The sequence below is a fragment of the Pseudoduganella buxea genome (genome assembly GCF_009720835.1).
GTDB classification, from domain to species: Bacteria; Pseudomonadota; Gammaproteobacteria; order Burkholderiales; family Burkholderiaceae_D; genus Rugamonas; species Rugamonas buxea.
In genome coordinates this window covers 78404-96348 of the sequence record NZ_WNKZ01000008.1, presented here as the reverse complement: position 1 = coordinate 96348, position 17945 = coordinate 78404, and the positions used below count along the sequence as shown (strand labels likewise).

General features: G+C 65.3%; 12 protein-coding genes. 8 read left to right on the top strand and 4 right to left on the bottom strand.

Annotated features, from left to right (window positions below):
• The first annotated feature begins 43 nt into the window (after window positions 1–43).
• From chrA to moeA, 3 genes are read left to right on the top strand one after another with little or no spacing between them, the layout of a single operon-like run.
• A complete protein-coding gene (chrA, locus tag GM672_RS05170; protein WP_155469451.1) occupies window positions 44–1378 on the top strand; it encodes a chromate efflux transporter in 1335 nt (444 codons plus the stop codon).
• Window positions 1375–2487: a GTP 3',8-cyclase MoaA gene (gene moaA / locus GM672_RS05165; protein ID WP_155469450.1), complete on the top strand. Its 1113-nt coding sequence runs from the start codon at window positions 1375–1377 to the stop codon at window positions 2485–2487. Before chrA ends, moaA begins: the two co-directional genes overlap by 4 nt.
• Window position 2488: 1 nt before the next feature.
• Window positions 2489–4393 (top strand): molybdopterin molybdotransferase MoeA, encoded by a 1905-nt coding sequence (gene moeA, locus GM672_RS05160; protein WP_260098580.1) that lies wholly within the window; start codon window positions 2489–2491, stop codon window positions 4391–4393.
• Between the two features lie 54 nt (window positions 4394–4447).
• Here moeA and GM672_RS05155 read toward each other — a convergent pair whose 3' ends face one another.
• Together GM672_RS05155 and GM672_RS05150 are read right to left on the bottom strand one after the other, a co-directional pair.
• Window positions 4448–5692: a DNA recombination protein RmuC gene (locus GM672_RS05155; RefSeq protein ID WP_371867032.1), complete on the bottom strand. Its 1245-nt coding sequence runs from the start codon at window positions 5690–5692 to the stop codon at window positions 4448–4450.
• Between the two features lie 118 nt (window positions 5693–5810).
• Window positions 5811–6209 carry a group II truncated hemoglobin gene (locus GM672_RS05150; RefSeq protein ID WP_155469448.1) on the bottom strand — a complete coding sequence of 133 codons (399 nt, stop codon included), beginning with the start codon at window positions 6207–6209 and terminating at the stop codon, window positions 5811–5813.
• 120 nt (window positions 6210–6329) lie between these two features.
• Between GM672_RS05150 and GM672_RS05145 the strand changes: the two genes are divergently transcribed.
• A complete protein-coding gene (locus GM672_RS05145) occupies window positions 6330–7607 on the top strand; it encodes a sensor histidine kinase (RefSeq protein ID WP_155469447.1) in 1278 nt (425 codons plus the stop codon).
• A gap of 7 nt (window positions 7608–7614) precedes the next feature.
• Window positions 7615–8628 (top strand): response regulator, encoded by a 1014-nt coding sequence (locus tag GM672_RS05140; RefSeq protein ID WP_155469446.1) that lies wholly within the window; start codon window positions 7615–7617, stop codon window positions 8626–8628.
• 78 nt (window positions 8629–8706) lie between these two features.
• Here the strand turns inward: GM672_RS05140 and GM672_RS05135 are convergent, their stop codons facing one another.
• Together GM672_RS05135 and GM672_RS05130 are read right to left on the bottom strand one after the other, a co-directional pair.
• Window positions 8707–11238, bottom strand: coding sequence for an ABC transporter permease (locus GM672_RS05135; protein ID WP_155469445.1), 2532 nt, complete (start codon window positions 11236–11238; stop codon window positions 8707–8709).
• A gap of 18 nt (window positions 11239–11256) precedes the next feature.
• Window positions 11257–12270: an adenosine deaminase gene (locus GM672_RS05130; RefSeq protein ID WP_155469444.1), complete on the bottom strand. Its 1014-nt coding sequence runs from the start codon at window positions 12268–12270 to the stop codon at window positions 11257–11259.
• A gap of 645 nt (window positions 12271–12915) precedes the next feature.
• Between GM672_RS05130 and GM672_RS05125 the strand changes: the two genes are divergently transcribed.
• The 3 genes from GM672_RS05125 (at window position 12916) to GM672_RS05115 (ending at window position 17734) form a co-directional block, all read left to right on the top strand.
• Entirely contained in the window at window positions 12916–14838 is a 1923-nt protein-coding gene (locus GM672_RS05125; RefSeq protein WP_155469443.1) for a PrkA family serine protein kinase, read from the top strand.
• 89 nt (window positions 14839–14927) lie between these two features.
• On the top strand, window positions 14928–16196 hold the full coding sequence (locus tag GM672_RS05120; protein ID WP_155469442.1) for a YeaH/YhbH family protein: 1269 nt from the start codon (window positions 14928–14930) through the stop codon (window positions 16194–16196).
• Window positions 16193–17734, top strand: coding sequence for a SpoVR family protein (locus GM672_RS05115; protein WP_371867030.1), 1542 nt, complete (start codon window positions 16193–16195; stop codon window positions 17732–17734). Before GM672_RS05120 ends, GM672_RS05115 begins: the two co-directional genes overlap by 4 nt.
• The last annotated feature ends 211 nt before the right edge of the window (window positions 17735–17945 follow it).

The window sequence follows — 17945 nt, the reverse complement described above, 5'->3', positions numbered from 1 at the left end:
GCTTCCCTTTTTTTCGCCCGCGCCCCGAGCCCACGAATCGCTCATGTCCCCTGCCCCATCCATTCCCCTGGCAACGGCCCTGCGCTACTGGCTGAAACTGGGCTTCATCAGCTTCGGCGGCCCGGCCGGCCAGATCGCCATGATGCATGCCGAGCTGGTCGAGCGGCGCCGCTGGATTTCCGAGCGGCGCTTCCTGCACGCGCTGAACTACTGCATGCTGCTGCCGGGGCCGGAGGCGACCCAGCTGGCCATCTACATCGGCTGGCTGCTGCACCGTACGTGGGGCGGCATCGTTGCCGGCCTGCTGTTCCTGCTGCCTTCCTTGCTGCTGCTGACAGGGCTGGGCTGGGTCTACATGGCCTACGGCCACCTGCCCGTCATTGCCGCCCTGCTGTACGGGCTGAAGCCGGCCGTCGTCGCCATCGTGCTGGCAGCGGCCTGGCGCATCGGCCGACGCACCCTGCGCAACGGCCTGCTGGCCGGCATTGCCGCGGCCGGCTTCGCGGCCATCCTGCTGGGCCTGCCGTTTCCCCTGCTGGTGCTGGGGGCAGGCCTCATCGGCTGGCTGGGCGGGCGCTTCACGCCCCATCAGTTTACCGTCAAGGCCCCGCCGGCCACGGCCCAGCATCACGGCCCGGCCCTGATCGACGACGACACGCCGACACCCGGGCACGCCCGCTTCAGCCGGCGCCGGCTGCTGGCGGGCGCCGCCGTCGGTGTGCTGGCCGTGGCCGCCAGCTGGGCCCTGCTGGCGGCAGCCACCGGCACCGACGGCCCGCTGGCCAGCATGGGCTGGTTCTTCACCAAGATGGCGCTGCTGACCTTCGGCGGCGCCTATGCCGTGCTGCCCTACGTCGTCGATGGCGCCGTCCACCAGTTCGGCTGGCTCACGCCCGCGCAGATGATCGACGGCCTGGCGCTGGGCGAAACGACACCCGGCCCCCTGATCATGATCGTGGCCTTTATCGGCTTCGTGGGCGGCTGGGCCCAGCAGATGGCGGGCAGCGCGTTGCTGTCCGGCATTGCCGGCGCCTGCGTGGCGGCGTGGTTCACCTTCCTGCCGTCGTTCGTGTTCATCCTGGCCGGCGGCCCGCTGGTGGAGGCGACGCGTGGCAATATCCGGCTGACGGCACCGCTGACGGCGATTTCGGCCGCCGTCGTCGGTGTCATCGCCAGCCTGGCCGTGTTCCTCGCATCCCATGTGTTGTTCGCGGCGGGCAGCGTGCAGTGGCCGGCCGTTGCCATCGCCGTGGCGGCCGCCGTGGCCTTGCTGCGCTATGAGGTCGGCACGGTCAAGCTGCTGCTGGGCTGTGCAATCGCGGGCCTCGTGCTATCTTATCCGGGTGGAACCACTCAAATACTGCAGCAAGCGTCATGACTGAAAAGATCATCATCCTGTCCGACGGGCGTTCGCGCCCGCCGCTCATCCCCGCCACCCTGGTGCCCGCGACGGGCGAGCTGCGCGACGGGCTGGCCCGGCCCCTGCACGACCTGCGCATTTCCATCACGGACCGCTGCAACTTCCGCTGCGTCTACTGCATGCCGAAGGATGTGTTCGACAAGGATTACCAGTACCTGCCGCACTCGTCGCTGCTGACCTTCGAGGAAATTACCCGCATCGCGCGCCAGTTCGTCGCCCACGGTGTCGAGAAGATCCGGCTGACGGGGGGCGAGCCGCTGCTGCGCAAGAATATCGAAAAACTCATTGCCATGCTGGCCGAGCTGCGCACGGTGCACGGCAAGCCCCTCGACCTGACCTTGACGACCAACGGCTCGCTGCTGGCACGCAAGGCCCAGTCCTTGAAGGATGCCGGCCTGAACCGGGTAACGGTGTCGCTCGACGCGATGGACGACGCGACCTTCCGCGCCATGAACGACGTCGACTTCGCCGTCGCCGACGTGCTGCACGGTATCGACACAGCCCATGCCGTGGGGCTGGGGCCGATCAAGGTCAATATGGTCGTCAAGGCCGGTACCAACGAACAGGAAATCCTGCCGATGGCGCGCCATTTCAAGGGCACGCCCCATATCCTGCGCTTCATCGAATTCATGGACGTGGGCGCCTCGAACGGCTGGAACATGCAGGACGTGATTCCGTCGGCCGAGATCGTGCGCCGCATCGGCGCGGAATTGCCGCTGGTGCCCGTCGATCCGAACTACACGGGCGAGACGGCGGCGCGCTGGCGCTATGTGGACGGCGGCGGCGAGATCGGCGCCATTTCCAGCGTCACGCAGGCCTTCTGCAAGGACTGCTCGCGGGCCCGGCTGTCCACCGAAGGCAAGCTGTACACGTGTCTGTTCGCCACCCGTGGCCACGACCTGCGCGCGCTGCTGCGGGCCGGGCACAACGATGCGGAACTGTCCGGCGCCATCGCCGCCATCTGGCAAGGCCGGAGCGACCGCTACTCGGAACTGCGCACCGTCAATACCGACGGCCTGGCGCGCGCCGGCGAGCGCCGGGTCGAGATGTCTTATATTGGAGGGTGATTTGACCAGCAGCATTGCGTATGACGACGTATCGGGCCTGATCCTGGCTGGCGGACGCGGCACCCGGATGGGTCGCGTGGACAAGGGCCTGCAACCGTTCCGGGGCACCACCATGGCGGCCCACGTGCTGCGCCGGCTGGCGCCGCAGGTGGCGGGCGTGACGATCAATGCCAACCGCAACCTGGAAGCCTACGGGGCGCTGGGCGCGCCCGTGCTGCCGGACGAGCTGACCGGCTTCGAAGGCCCGCTGGCCGGCTTGCAGACGGGTCTGCGCCACTGCTCGACCGAGCTGATGGTCACGGCCCCGTGCGATTCGCCGTTCCTGCCGCAGGACCTGGTGCAACGCCTGCGCGAAGCGCTGCTGGCCCAGGAAGCGGACCTGGCGCTGGCCGTGACGATGGAGGCGGACGACGCCGGGGCGGCCCACAAGCAGCCCCATCCCGTGTTCTGCCTCGTGCGGCGCAGCGCCCTGCCCCACCTGGATGCCTACCTGGCCGGCGGCGGGCGCCGCATGGACGGCTGGCACAAGGCCATCAAAGTGGCCGAAGTGCTGTTCAACGATGCCGCCGCCTTCCGCAATATCAATACGCTGGCCGAGCTGCAGCAGGAAGAGGTGGTCCACGGCGAGCCCACCTTGCAGGACGTGGTCGGCTGCCTGTCCGGCTACGACCCCCATGCCGTGCCCGTCAGCCAGGCCCAGCACATCATCCGCGAATTCATCCAGCCAGTGCGGGCCGTGGAAAAACTGGCGCTGCGTGCCGCGCTGGGGCGGGTGCTGGCGGCCGACATCGTCTCGCCCATCAGCGTGCCCGCGCACGACAATTCGGCCATGGACGGCTTTGCCTTCGCCGGCGACGCCCTGGACGGCGAGCACCCCACCACCTTGGCCGTCATCGGCACGGTCTATGCGGGGCGGCCGTCGACCATCGTGCCCGGCCCCGGCCAGTGCGTGCGCATCATGACGGGGGGCGTGATGCCGGCCGGCTGCGACACGGTGCTGCCGCAGGAAATCGCTGCCGGCATCACGGACGACAGCGTCACGGTGGCGCCGCGCTCGGTGCGCACGGGCGACAACCGCCGCTTCAAGGGTGAGGACCTGCTGGAAGGCAGCCCGGCCCTGCAGGCGGGCAAGATCGTCCGCCCGGCCGACCTGGGCCTGCTCGCCTCGCTGGGCATTGCCGAAGTGCCCGTGCGGCGGCGCCTGCGGGTGGCCTTCTTCTCCACCGGCGACGAACTGCGCTCGATCGGCGAACCGCTGGACCAGGGCTGCGTCTACGACAGCAACCGCTACACCCTGCACGGCATGCTGACGCGCCTGGGCGTGGACATCGTCGACATGGGCATCGTCAAGGACGACCCGGCCGCGCTGGAAGCTGCACTGCGCGATGCGTGCGAAAGCGCGGACGCCATCATCACCTCCGGCGGCGTCTCCGTCGGCGCAGCCGATTACACCAAGCAGATCATGGCGACGCTGGGCGACGTGACGTTCTGGACCATCGGCATGCGCCCCGGCCGCCCCATGGCCTTCGGCAAGATCCGCTCGAACGGCCACAGTGCCTTCCTGTTCGGCCTGCCTGGCAACCCCGTCGCCGTCATGGTGACCTTCTACTTCTTCGCCCGCCACGCGCTGCTGCGCATGATGGGCGCCCGGCAAAGCGACGACCTGCTCGTGCAGGCCCGCTCGTTCGCGCCCATCCGCAAGAAACCGGGCCGCACGGAATACCAGCGCGGCATCCTGACGGTGGCCGCCGACGGCACGCGCGAAGTGCGCATCACGGGCGCCCAGGGTTCCGGCATCCTGCGCTCGATGGCCGAGGCCAACTGCATGGTGGTGCTGCCGGACCACCAGGGCAACGTCGCCGCCGGCGACCTGGTCGACGTGCTGCTGTTCGAGGGGCTGGTGTAGCCGGGCTGGCGCTGCTGCATCGTTCTGCTCGTGTCCACCTTGGTGGACACAGGCTCAGCTGTCGGTATCGGCCCCTTCCAGCTCGGGGCCCAGCAGTATCTGCGCCGCCTCGGAAGGCAGCGCTTCCACCGACTTGAGCTTGCGCGCCATCTGCCGGCTGCGCACTTCCGCGTTCTCGATATTCTTGGCGGCCCGCTCCAGGGTCATCTTCGTGGCGGACAGCACGTCGCCGAACTTGCCGAATTCCGTCTTGACGGCGCCCAGCACCTGCCACACTTCCGACGAGCGTTTTTCCAGCGCGAGGGTGCGGAATCCCATCTGCAGGCTGTTCAGCAGGGCCGACAGGGTCGACGGCCCGGCGATGCTGATGCGGTTGACGCGCTGGAGTTCGTCGGCCAAGCCGGGACGGCGCATCACTTCCGCATACAGCCCTTCGGTGGGCAGGAACAGGATGGCGAAGTCCGTCGTCTGCGGCGGGCACACATATTTTTCCGCAATGGTTTTCGCTTCGCCCCGCACGGCCCGTTCCAGCTCGCGGCCGGCCGTGGCCACGCCTTCCGCGTCGGCCCGTTCCGCCGCTTCCAGCAGGCGCTCGTATTGCTCCTTGGGGAACTTGGCGTCGATCGGCATCCACACGGGCGGGCCGCCGTCCTTCTGGCCCGGCAGCTTCAGGGCGAATTCCACCCGCGCGTTGGTGCCCGCCACGGTTTCCACGTTCTTCGCATACTGGTCCGGCGTCAGCACCTGTTCGAGCAGCATTTCCAGCTGCACTTCGCCCCAGGTACCGCGCGTCTTGACGTTCGTCAGCACCCGTTTCAGGTCCCCCACGCCCAGCGCCAGCTGCTGCATTTCGCCCAGGCCCTGATGCACGCGCTCCAGCCGGTCCGAGACCTGCTTGAACGATTCGGTCAGGCGCGATTCCAGGGTGGCGTGCAGTTTTTCGTCGACCGTCTGGCGCATTTCCTCCAGCCGCGCGCCGTTATCGGTCTGCAGGTCGCGGATGCGGGTTTCCAGCGTCATGCGCACTTCGGCCATGCGGCGCGCGTTCGATTCCGTCAGCACCTCGATCTGTCGGCGCATGCCGTCGAGCTGCTGCACGGTGGCGGCATGGCTCTGGCCCAGGGTGTGGGCCATTTCCTGGCGCTGCGCCTGGGCCGTGGCCTGCAGCTGCAAGCGCACTTCGCGCTCGACCCGGTCCAGCCGTTCGCCGATATCGCCCCCGGCGCGGGGACGCAGCAACATCGCCACCTGCAAGGCAACGATCAACAGGGCCAGGCCCAGCAAGATATGAAGTTCCATCATCCGTCATGTTCGTGAATACTGTGTAAATATACAGCATTCCAGAATTGCGGTCGTGGAAATGTTGCTGTAAAAATGGGGACAGACCCCATTTTTTGAGCAACTAATCCTGAAGCAACTATTCAGGCTTGTTGCGCATCCAGTCGGCCGTCTGGTAGAAGGACTGCAGCAGCCGCAGCCGCAGGTCTTCGGCGATGCCGACGTCTTCCATGGCCCAGGCCATCGCGCGCAGCCACTGGTCGCGCTCGCTCGTGCCGACGGCGAAGGGCAGGTGCCGGGCACGCAGGCGCGGGTGGCCGAACTGTTCCTGGTACAGGTCGGGGCCGCCCATCCAGCCCGTCAGGAACCAGAACAGCTTGTCGCGGGAGCCGTCCGTGGCAGGCGGATGCATGGCGCGGATGCCGGCGAATTCCGGCTCCAGCTCCATCAGGTCGTAAAAGCGGTCCACCATGGCACGCAAAGTCGTTTCGCCGCCGATGGTGTCATAAAGCGTGCGAGATTGAGAAGTTTCGGTCATGCGCGACATGATAACCCAGCCTGCACAGCCTGCTTGATGTAGATCAAGCCAAATTCCGATACCCATCAAGACAGACGAGTTTGGGTGGAAGATGGATGCTTGTCAGGAGTAAATCCCTTCATGCGCGACGACCGTATCGAACGCAAAGCCGGCGGTTTCATCGCCGCCCAGCTCCGCCGCCACCGCTCGGGCGAGCGCGCCGCGGTGCAGGCGCTCGTGCTGGGCTGGCTCGGCCTGATCCTGCACCCGCTGTTTTTCGTGCTGTTCACGTGGGTGTTTCCCCAGCCGTATGAAAGCGCCGCCCTGCGCGCCCTCGGCACGGCCGTCGGCGCGGCCGGCATCGCCTCGGAGCGGATGGGACAGCGCTACTGCGAGTGGTACGTGCCGCTGGCCGTCACGTTCCTGTTGCCCTTCTTCGGCACCTACATGCTCATCATGAACGGCGGCGCGGGCGCATGGGCGCAATGGCTGACTGTCATCATGGTCGCGCTGTGCCACTTCCCGACCCGGCTGGCATTGCGGGCCTATGTCGCCGGCACCTTGCTGGCCTGCGCCTGCGCCATCCTGCATGGGCGCGGCGCCACCATCCTGACCCAGCCCATCCTGCAGCAGTTGCCGGTGCACTGGGCCATCATCGCGCTGTTGTGCGTGGCCCGCTTCAGCCGCACGGCATTGGAGCAGGACAAGCTGGCCGGCATGGGCGAAGGCCTGGGCGCCGTGGCCCACGAGATGCGCACGCCGCTGGCCAGCATGGATGCCAATGTGCGCGGGCTGACGCGCATGCTGCAGACGGAGCCGGCGGGCAGCGCGGCGCCGGAGGAAATCCGCCAGGCCATGACGCGCATCCAGTACGAAGTGCGCCATATGAACCACCTGATCGACTTGTTCCTGCTGAGCGCGAATGCCGTGCGGCGCCGGCTCGACCCCACGGAATCCGTGTCGATGGCCGAGGCGGTGCAGGCCGTGCTGCGGCGCTATCCATTTACCAGCCCGGCCCAGCGCGACGCCGTGGCCGTCGAGGTGCGGGGCAATTTCAGTTTTGCCGGGCAGTACGAACTGACGGTAGTGGTGCTGCTGAACCTGCTGCGCAATGCGCTGAAGGCCATCCACCGGGCCGGCAAGGGGCGTGTGCGCATTGTCGTCGACGGCCGCCGCAAGGCGCCCCGGCTGCTGTTCATCGATACGGCCTGCGGCATCGCGGCGCGGCGCCAGCCCTTTATCTTCCAGCGTTTCTACGCGTATCCGGCACACAACGGCACCGGCGTCGGGCTGGCCTTGTGCCGCCAGATACTGCATGCTTGGAAGGCCGACATCCGCTGCGTGTCGCGGGAAAACGGTTATGCCATCTTCGTGCTGGAATTCCCCAACCGGCACGCCAATGTGACTTCAGGTGACTAGGTGACTTATGAGACTTCCGATTTTCGCCCACCCCACCACCACCGTGCTGGTCGACGACAGCGATTCCTTCCTGAAGAGCCTGTCGTTCCAGCTCGACCCCATGTTGCCGAGCAAGACCTTCCATGACACGACGATGGCGCTGGACTGGTTCACGGCCAGCACGCGGCGGGCCGACCTGCCCCTGCACGTCAATTTCGACATCCTGAACCAGACGCCGGACCAGCCCAACGTGGCCGTGGACGTGCGCCGCATCCACGACCTGTGCGCCAGCCCGCACCGCTTCACGATTCCTTCCGTGCTGGTGGTGGATTATTCGATGCCGCAGATGAACGGGGTGGAATTCTGCCGCGCCATCGAATATCTACCGTGCAAGAAGATCCTGTTCACGGGCGCGGCCGACGAGAAGATTGCCGTCAACGCCTTCAACGAAGGCCTGATCGACCGCTTCATCCGCAAGAGCGACGACGATGCGCTGGACCGGCTGGAGCTGGAAATCCTGGCCATGCAGCGGGCCTTCTTCGTCGACCAGGCCGAGACCCTGCGCGACCTGCTGGCCCTGCACGACTATTCCTTCCTGCGCTGCAATACGATGGCGGGCCTCGTGCGCGAGCTGTACCTGAAGCATGGCTTCGTCGAGCACTACCTGCATTCGAGCCCGACGGGCATCCTGTTCTTCGACAAGCACGGCCGCGGCACCCTGATGGTGATCGAGACGGAACAGGGCATGCACGCCCAGTACGAAGTGGCGCGCGACAACGAAGCGCCCCAGTCGCTGCTGACGGCCTTGCAGGAGCGCCGCGTGCTGCCCTTCTTCCCGCCGGCCGAGGCGGGCGACGGCATGTATTCCAACGCGGCCGGAGAACAGTGGCACCGCTACTGCTGCGCGCCTCAGGTGCTGCAGGGCCGCGAGCGCTACTACTGGGCCCTGTTCGAATTCCCCGGCCACCATCTGCAAAGCCCGGCCTACCCGTTCAGCGAGTTCCTCAACTCGCGGCACCCACCCTGCGACCTGGCCGCATAAACCGGGGACAGTCCCCTGTTTCAGGGCAATGTTGCCGAGAAAATGGGGGCTGTCCCCATTTTTGCAGCAACATTGCCGTCAGGCTTCGCGCAGGGTCTGCAGCGGCGGCTGGTTCAGCACGTTGCGCAGGCCCAGCCAGCCGCCGGCGATGGCGCACAGGGCGCCTGCCGCCAAGCCCGCCAGCCACACCACGGGGCTGAACATCCATTCGAACTTGAACTGGTACGTGGCCAGGCCCCAGCCCATCGCAGCCGCACCCGTGGCTGCCAGCAGGCCCGCCAGCGCGCCCACCAGCAGGAACTCGATCAGCTGCGCCTGCGACAACTGCCGGCGCGTGGCGCCCAGCGCGCGCAGCAGGCCCGCTTCGCGGGTGCGCTCGTCCTGCGAACCCATCAGCGCCGCGTACAGCACCAGCACGCCGGAGGCCAGGGTGAACGTGAACAGGAACTCGACGGCCTGGATCACCTGGTCCAGCACGGACGTGATCTGGCGCAGCACGCCGCCCACGTCCACCACGGTCAGGTTCGGGTAGTCGCGCGACAGGGTATTGGCCAGCGCCGCCGCCGCCTTCGGCAGGTGGAAGGCCGTGATCCATGTCTGCGGTGTCTCGGCCATGGCGGCCGGGTTGATGATGACGAAGAAGTTGACCCGCATCGAGCCCCACTCGAGTTTGCGCAAGCTCGTGATCTTCGCTTCCACCGGCGAGCCGGCGATATCGAAGCGCATGCTGTCGCCCAGCTTCAGGTTCAGGGTCTTGGCAAGGCCTTCCTCGACGGAGGCTTCGGCCACGCCGGGCTTGTCCTCGTACCAGCGGCCTGCCACGACGACGTTCTGCGCCGGCATGGTGGCCATCGTCGACAGGTTGAATTCCCGTTCGGCCAGGCCGCGTGCCCGTTCGTCCGTGTAGGTGGCGGAGGTGACGGGCTTGCCGTTGACGGCCGTCAGCCGGCCGCGGATCATCGGATACAGGGGCGCCTCGAGCGCGCCGCCTGCCTTCAGGCGCTGGCCGATCTCGTCCTTCTGGTCCGGCTGGATATTGATGACGAAATGGTTCGGCGCATCGGGCGGCGTGGCGTTGCGCCAGGCGCTCATCAGGTCGCCCCGCACGACCGTCAGCAGCAGCAGCGCCATCAGGCCCAGCGCCAGCGACACCACCTGCACGATGGTGGCGCCGGGACGGCGCTGCAGCGACGTGACGGCGAAACGCCACGCCTGGTGATTGATGCTGCCGCGCACGCGCTTGAGCACCCGCAAACCCACCCAGCCGGCCAGCGCGAACAGGCCGAAGGCGGCCAGGAAGCCCAGCGCCGTCGACGCGGCCAGGGTCAGGTCGCCGGCCTGCCACAGCAGCAGTAAGCCGAAGGCGCCCAGGCCCAGGCCATAGGTGGCCAGCGCCATCGGCTGCGGCGCGCCCTGCTCGCGCCGGATCACGCGGTTGTGCGGCACATTGCGCAGTTGCAGCACGGGCGGCAAGGCAAAACCGGCCAGCAGCAGCATGCCGACGGCCAGGCCCTGCAGCGCGGGCGCGAAGGTGGCGGCCGGCAGCGACACAGGCACCAGGCTGCCCAGCATCTGCAGCAGGATGTAGTGGCTGGCAAAGCCCACCAGCACGCCCAGCACGCTGCCGGCCAGGCCCACCAGCAGGAATTCCGTCAGGTACAGCACCGTCACCTGGTTCTGAGTCAGGCCCAGGCAGCGCAGCATGGCGCAGGCATCCAGGTGGCGCATCATGAAGCGGCGCGCCGCCATTGCCACGGCCACGGCCGCCAGCAGTGCCGACAGCAGGCCCACGAGCGACAGGAAGCGGTCGGCCCGTTCCAGGGTCGAGCGCATTTCCGGACGGCCGTCCTGCAGCGAATCGATGCGCACGCCGCGCGCCGTGCCGGCCTTGATCTGCGCGCGCAGCCAGTCGCCATAGCCATCCACGGCTTCCTGGCCCGCCTTGCCCTGCCCCGCCACCAGCAGGCGGTACGTGACGCGCGAGCCCACCTGCACCAGGCCCGTCGACGCCAGTTCGTCGAAGCGCAACATGACGCGGGGCGCGAAGTTGACGAAGCCCGTGCCGCGATCCGGCTCGGCCGCGATCAGCTGGGCGATGCGGAACGTGCGGTCGCCCAGGCGCAGTGGCGCGCCCACCTGCGTCTTCAGCGCGCCCATCAGGGCCGCATCGAGCCACACGGTGCCGGGCGCGGGAATCTGCGCGGCCGGCGTGCCGATGCTGTCGGCGGCCTGGCCGGCGTCGAGCGTGACCTTGACCCTGCCGCGCAGCGGGTAGGCGGGCGTGACGGCTTTCAGCGAGGCCAGCACCGACTGGGCATTGTCACCCTCGCCCGCCTGCGCCATGCTGGGAAAAACGGCCGTCTCGGCCTGCAGCAGGCCGCGCCGGCTGGCCTCTTCGCGCCAGGCCGGACGGATCGGTGCGTCGCTGGCGATCACCATGTCCGCCCCCAGCAGCTGGTGGGCATCGCGGTTCAGGCCCGCGCGCAGCCGGTCGATGAAGAAGCCGGCCGCCGACAGCGCGGCGACCGCGACGATCAGCGCGACGAGCAGGAAACGCAGCTGGCCGGCGCGCCAGTCGCGCGCCGTCATTCTCAGGGCTTGGAGGAACATGGGCGGTTCAGACTCGTGTCAGACGACGTTGAAGGCGGCGAAGTAGGCATCCACCTCATCGAGGAACTGCTGCTTCTTCTCCGGCTCCAGGAACGAGGCCGTGAAGCTGTTGCGGGCCAGCTGGTGGGCGTGCTGCAGGCCCAGCGGCAGCGACTCGAAGGCGGCCACGAAGTTCTCGTTCAGGTAGCCGCCGAAATACGCCGGATCGTCCGAGTTGACGGTGGCGACCAGGCCGGCGTCGAGCAGTTGCAGCAGATTGTGTTCCTTCATCGTGTCGAACACGCGCAGCTTGATGTTCGACAGGGGGCACACGGTCAGGGCGATGCCTTCGGCCGCCACGCGGCGGGTCAGCGCGGCGTCTTCCAGGCAGCGCACGCCATGGTCGATGCGTTCCACCTTCAGCACGTCCAGCGCCGTTTCGATATAGGCCGGCGGACCTTCCTCGCCGGCGTGGGCCACCAGGTGCAGGCCCAGCTCGCGGCAGCGGGCAAACACGCGGGCGAATTTTTCCGGCGGGTGCCCCACTTCCGAGGAATCCAGGCCGACGCCGATGATCAGGTCACGGTACGGCAGCGCCGCGTCCAGGGTGGCCAGCGCATCTTCTTCCGACAGGTGGCGCAGGAAGCACATGATCAGGGTGGCGCTGACGGGGCCTTCCTGGCACGCGCGGTGGATGCCGTGGATGACGTCGCCGATGGGCACGCCGCGCGCCGTGTGCGTCTGCGGGTCGAAGAAGATCTCCGTGTGGCGCACGTGGTCTGCCTTGGCCTTGGCCAGGTAGGCGGCCGTCATGTCGTAGAAATCCTGTTCCTTCAGCAGCACGCTGGCGCCCGCATAATAAATATCGAGGAACGATTGCAGGTCGTGGAAGTCGTAAGCGGCACGCAGGGCTTCCACGTTGGGGTAGTCGAGGGCCACGCCATTGCGTTCGGCCAGCGCGAAAATCAGTTCCGGTTCGAGCGAACCTTCGATATGGATATGCAGTTCGGCCTTCGGCATGTTCTGCACGATATGAAGTAACTGGGTGTTCATTGTTTTTCCTTTATGGAGCAAGATGGCAACGCTTCGGGAGCATTTACCCGCATCTTATCGCAAGCAGCGGCCCGGCATCCGCCGGCTCTCAGCCGCACGGTTTGTGCGGTGTTCAGCACGGCTTTGGCAACCATGCTACTGTGGCGTAAAGCATGAAGCAATTGGCAACACGATGGTCGATGGCATTCGGCGGCAGCAAACGTGCGGATGTTTTGTCTTCAGGATCAAGCGCTTGGAAGGGGTTCTGGCGATGCTGGATAATGTTTTGACTTCCTGCACCATTAGAGCAATAATAAATTTCACAAGCGTAAGATGCGTTTATACGTACACACACGCACGCCGGGCTTCATCCCACAGCCTGGCCAATAACAACACCCAGCCCGGTACGCGCACCGTACCCATCCCGGAAGCTGGCGACAAGAATAACTCAGGCAGTTTTGTACCCCAGGATCAGGCCAGCAGCCACACGCGACGACTGCCGACCACAGTAGGGCTCTTCGAAGAACCGTCGCGCGCGACATCAGGGCCGGCCGAACGGCGCAGGCGCATGGCTTACCGGTCATGCCGCGGGCACGCGAACCGGACTTGCCGCAGCGGGTTTTTCGAGGGTCCGTGACGAGTAGGTTTACATCAGAGGACATGCATATGACCATCTTTGACAACTACGCAGCACGGTACGAGCGCACCCGGGAAGAAGAGATGTCTCTTTCCGAATATCTTCAGCTTTGCAAGAAGGATCACCTGACGTACGCGTCGGCGGCCGAACGGATGCTGGCCGCCATCGGTGAGCCGACCCTGGTCGATACGCGCAACGACACCAGGCTGTCCCGCATCTTCGCCAACAAGGTCATCAAGATCTATCCCGCCTTCCGCGAGTTCTACGGCATGGAGGAAGTGATCGAGCAGGTGGTCTCCTACTTCCGCCACGCGGCGCAAGGCCTGGAGGAGCGCAAGCAGATCCTTTACCTGCTGGGACCCGTGGGCGGCGGCAAGTCGTCGATCGCGGAAAAACTCAAGTCGCTGATGGAGCTGGTGCCGTTCTACTGCATCAAGGGTTCGCCCGTCAACGAGTCGCCGCTGGGCCTGTTCAACGAACAGGAAGACGGCGTCATCCTGGAAGAGGACTACGGCATCCCGCGCCGCTACCTGCGCAGCATTCCCAGCCCGTGGGCCGTCAAGCGCCTGCATGAGTTCAACGGCGACATCAACCAGTTCCGCGTCGTCAAGCGCTACCCGTCGATCCTGAAGCAGGTCGCCATCAGCAAGACCGAACCGGGCGACGAGAACAACCAGGACATCTCCTCGCTGGTGGGCAAGGTCGATATCCGCAAGCTGGAAGACTATGCCCAGGACGACCCGGACGCGTACAGCTATTCCGGCGGCCTGTGCCTGGCCAACCAGGGCCTGATGGAATTCGTCGAGATGTTCAAGGCGCCCATCAAGGTGCTGCACCCGCTGCTGACGGCCACGCAGGAAGGCAACTACAAGGGCACCGAGGGCTTCGGCGCGATTCCCTTCGACGGCATCGTGCTGGCCCACTCGAACGAGTCGGAGTGGAAGAGCTTCCGCAACAACCGCAACAACGAGGCCTTCCTCGACCGGATCTATATCGTCAAGGTACCGTACTGCCTGCGCGTGTCCGACGAGATCAAGATCTACGACAAGCTGCTGCGCAATTCCTCGCTGGCCGAAGCGCCGTGCGCGCCCGGCACCCTGCGCATGATGTCGCAGTTCGCCATCCTGTCGCGCCTGAAGGAGCCGGAGAACTCGTCGATCTTCTCGAAGATGCTGGTCTACGATGGCGAGAACCTGAAGGACACCGACCCGAAGGCCAAGTCGATCCACGAGTATGTCGACTACGCCGGCGTGGACGAAGGCATGAACGGCCTGTCGACCCGCTTCGCGTTCAAGATCCTGTCGAAGGTGTTCAACTTCGATTCGACCGAAGTGGCCGCCAATCCCGTGCACCTGCTGTACGTGCTGGAGCAGCAGGTCGAACGCGAGCAGTTCCCGCCGGAGACGGAACAGAAGTACTTCTCGTATATCAAGGAGCACCTGGCGCAGCGCTATGTCGACTTCATCGGCAAGGAGATCCAGACGGCCTACCTGGAAAGCTATTCCGAGTATGGCCAGAACATCTTCGACCGCTACGTCACGTTCGCCGACTTCTGGATCCAGGACCAGGAATACCGCGATCCGGATACGGGCGAGAGCTTCGACCGCGAGTCGCTGAACAGCGAGCTGGAGAAGATCGAGAAGCCGGCCGGCATCAGCAATCCGAAGGATTTCCGCAACGAGATCGTCAACTTCGGCCTGCGTGCCCGCGCCAACAACGGCGGCAAGAATCCGGCCTGGACCAGCTACGAGAAATTCCGCACCGTGATCGAGAAGAAGATGTTCTCGAATACGGAAGAACTGTTGCCGGTGATCTCGTTTAACGCCAAGGCCAGCGCCGAGGACGCCAACAAGCATGCGGACTTTGTCGCCCGCATGGTGGAAAAAGGCTACACGGCCAAGCAGGTCCGCCTGCTGTGCGAGTGGTATCTGCGCGTGCGGAAGTCGTCGTAACGCCGGCGGTGCGATAATAAGCCAAAGCCAGTGCGGCCCCGGTCGCGCTGGCGCTTCGCCGGACTCAATGCAGTTGCAGGAGGTTCCTTTTGACTTACCTCATCGACCGTCGTTTGCAAGGCAAGAACAAATCCGCGGTCAACCGCGAGCGCTTCTTGCGGCGCTACAAGAGCCAGATCAAGGACGCCGTCGGGCGCGCCATCAAGGGTCGTTCGATTACCGATATCGAAAATGGCGAAAAAGTATCCATACCCGTCAAGGATGTGAACGAGCCCAGCTTCGGGCACGCCCACGGCGGCGTGTGGGAAGTGGTCAACCCGGGCAACCAGGAATACCAGAAAGGCGACCAGATCGCCCGCCCCAAGGGCGGCGGCGGCGCCGGGCGCGGCAAGGCCGGCAACAGCGACCAGACCACCGAGGATGACTTCATCTTCGAACTGTCGCGCGAAGAGTTCATGAACTACTTCTTCGAGGACCTGGAGCTGCCCAACCTCGTCAAGACCCAACTGACCGCCACCACCGATTTCAAGACCCAGCGTGCCGGCTATACGGTGTCCGGCACGCCGTCGAATATCCACGTGCTGCGTTCGCTACGCGGCGCACTGGGCCGGCGCATCGCCGTCGGCGGGCCGTCGCGCCGCCAGCTGGCCGAGGCCGAGCTGGAACTGGAAACGCTGCTGCTGGATGGTGCCCCGCTCGATGCACCCCGTGTCGTCGAGCTGAAGAAGCTGATCCACCACCTGCATACGCGCCTGCTGGCGATTCCCTTCATCGACCCGTTCGACCTGCGCTACAGCAACCGCATCAAGGTGCCGAAACCGATGACGCAGGCCGTCATGTTCTGCATCATGGACGTGTCCGGTTCGATGGACGAGCAGCGCAAGGACACGGCCAAGCGCTTCTTCATCCTGCTGTACCTGTTCCTGAAACGGGTGTACGACAAGATCGACGTCGTCTTCATCCGCCACCACACGGCGGCGGCCGAAGTGGACGAGCATGAATTCTTCCACTCGCGCGAATCGGGCGGTACCGTCGTGTCGTCGGCACTGAACCTGCTGAACAAGATCATCGACGAGCGCTACGGCGCCGGCCAGTGGAACAGCTACGTGGCCCAGGCCTCGGACGGCGACAACTGGGACAACGACTCCGTGCTGTGCCGCCAGCTGCTGACCAATACCATCATGCCGAAGGTGCAGTACTACACCTATGTCGAGATTACGGATGGGCCGCCGCAGAACCTGTGGGAGCAATACGCCCAGGTGCCTGACCACCACCGCCACTTCGCCATGCAGAAAATTGTCACGCCGGCCGATATCTATCCGGTATTCCGCGAACTGTTCAAGAAGCAGCCAAAATGAACCAGATGACGAAGCGACCACCCCACCCGCGCGCGCTGCCGGAGCAGTCGGAATGGACGTTCGAGCTGATCGAACAGGCGCATGAGGAAATCCGCCGTGTCGCCCAGGGCTTCGGGCTCGACACGTATCCGAACCAGCTGGAAATCATCACGGCCGAGCAGATGATGGACGCCTACACGTCCGTCGGCATGCCCGTGTCGTACAACCACTGGTCCTTCGGCAAGCACTTCCTCGCCACCGAGAAGGGCTACCGCCGCGGCCAGATGGGCCTGGCGTACGAGATCGTCATCAACTCGAACCCGTGCATCGCCTACCTGATGGAAGAGAACAGCCTGACGATGCAGGCGCTCGTCATCGCCCACGCCGCGTACGGCCACAACTCCTTCTTCAAGGGCAATTACCTGTTCCGCACGTGGACGGACGCGGAAGCCATCGTCGACTACATGGTGTTCGCGAAGAACTATATCGCCGAGTGCGAGCAGCGCCATGGCATCGACGCGGTGGAACTGCTGCTCGATTCCTGCCACGCCATCCAGAACTATGGCGTCGACCGCTACAAGCGGCCGGCCAAGCTGTCCTTGGCGCAGGAGCAGCAGCGCCAGAAGGAAAGGGAAACGTATCTGCAGTCGCAGGTCAACGAGCTGTGGCGCACCTTGCCCCGGCGCGACGAGGAAGAAGCCGTCACGCAGGCGCCCGTGCGCTTCCCGCCCGAACCCGAGGAAAACCTGCTGTACTTTATCGAGAAGTACGCGCCCCTGCTGGAGCCCTGGCAGCGCGAACTGGTGCGTATCGTGCGCAAGATCTCGCAGTACTTCTACCCGCAGCGGCAGACCCAGGTGATGAACGAAGGCTGGGCCACGTTCTGGCACTACACGATCCTGAACCAGCTGTACGACGAAGGGGTCATCGGCGACGGCTTCATGATGGAGTTCCTGAAGAGCCATACGAACGTCGTCTACCAGCCGCCCGTCCACAGTCCCTACTACAACGGCATCAATCCGTACGCGCTGGGCTTCGCGATGATGACGGACATCCGCCGCATCTGCGAGAACCCGACAGCCGAGGATCGCGAATGGTTCCCCGACATCGCCGGCAGCGACTGGCGCAAGACGCTCGACTTCGCGATGCGCAATTTCAAGGACGAAAGCTTCATCGCCCAATACCTGTCGCCCCGCCTGATCCGCGAGTTCCACTTCTTTGCCGTGCTGGACGACGACAAGAACGAGAAGCTGAACGTGTCGGCCATCCATGACGAGATGGGCTACCGCTACGTGCGCCAGCAGCTGGCCGACCAGTACAACCTGGGCAACCGCGAGCCGAATATCCAGGTCTGGTCCGTCAACACCCGCGACGACCGCGCCCTCACCTTGCGCCACACGCAGTACAACCGCCGTCCGCTGAACCAGCAGGCCCACGAAGTGCTGAAGCACGTGGCGCGGCTGTGGGGCTTCGATGTGCACCTGGATACCGTGTCCACCGAAGGCAAGCTGATCAGCACTCTCGAGTGCAAGCGGGAGAAGCGGGGTCGCTTGATCTGACCATCTGGCCTTGCAAGAAAAGGGCGCCCGGGTCCACCCCGGGCGCCCTTTGCCTTTTTGCCGCTCCCATCCGGCCAATGCGCCATCGACGCACTATGACGGCGCGAAACCGGGTCAGTTATAAGGCAGATGCCTTCCGGTAACGACAATTTCTCCTAAAACGATCACCGGCCTGACCAGAACAGTGCCGTTCTTCACGGGCGGTCAGGCC

What these genes read in the sequence shown, in the direction of transcription:
- chrA (WP_155469451.1), top strand. Translation starts at nt 44, where the DNA reads ATGTCCCCTGCCCCATCCATTCCCCTGGCAACGGCCCTGCGCTACTGG.
- moaA (WP_155469450.1), top strand. Translation starts at nt 1,375, where the DNA reads ATGACTGAAAAGATCATCATCCTGTCCGACGGGCGTTCGCGCCCGCCG.
- GM672_RS05155 (WP_371867032.1), bottom strand. Translation starts at nt 5,692, where the DNA reads ATGGAACTTCATATCTTGCTGGGCCTGGCCCTGTTGATCGTTGCCTTG.
- GM672_RS05150 (WP_155469448.1), bottom strand. Translation starts at nt 6,209, where the DNA reads ATGACCGAAACTTCTCAATCTCGCACGCTTTATGACACCATCGGCGGC.
- GM672_RS05145 (WP_155469447.1), top strand. Translation starts at nt 6,330, where the DNA reads ATGCGCGACGACCGTATCGAACGCAAAGCCGGCGGTTTCATCGCCGCC.
- GM672_RS05140 (WP_155469446.1), top strand. Translation starts at nt 7,615, where the DNA reads ATGAGACTTCCGATTTTCGCCCACCCCACCACCACCGTGCTGGTCGAC.
- GM672_RS05135 (WP_155469445.1), bottom strand. Translation starts at nt 11,238, where the DNA reads ATGTTCCTCCAAGCCCTGAGAATGACGGCGCGCGACTGGCGCGCCGGC.
- GM672_RS05130 (WP_155469444.1), bottom strand. Translation starts at nt 12,270, where the DNA reads ATGAACACCCAGTTACTTCATATCGTGCAGAACATGCCGAAGGCCGAA.
- GM672_RS05125 (WP_155469443.1), top strand. Translation starts at nt 12,916, where the DNA reads ATGACCATCTTTGACAACTACGCAGCACGGTACGAGCGCACCCGGGAA.
- GM672_RS05115 (WP_371867030.1), top strand. Translation starts at nt 16,193, where the DNA reads ATGAACCAGATGACGAAGCGACCACCCCACCCGCGCGCGCTGCCGGAG.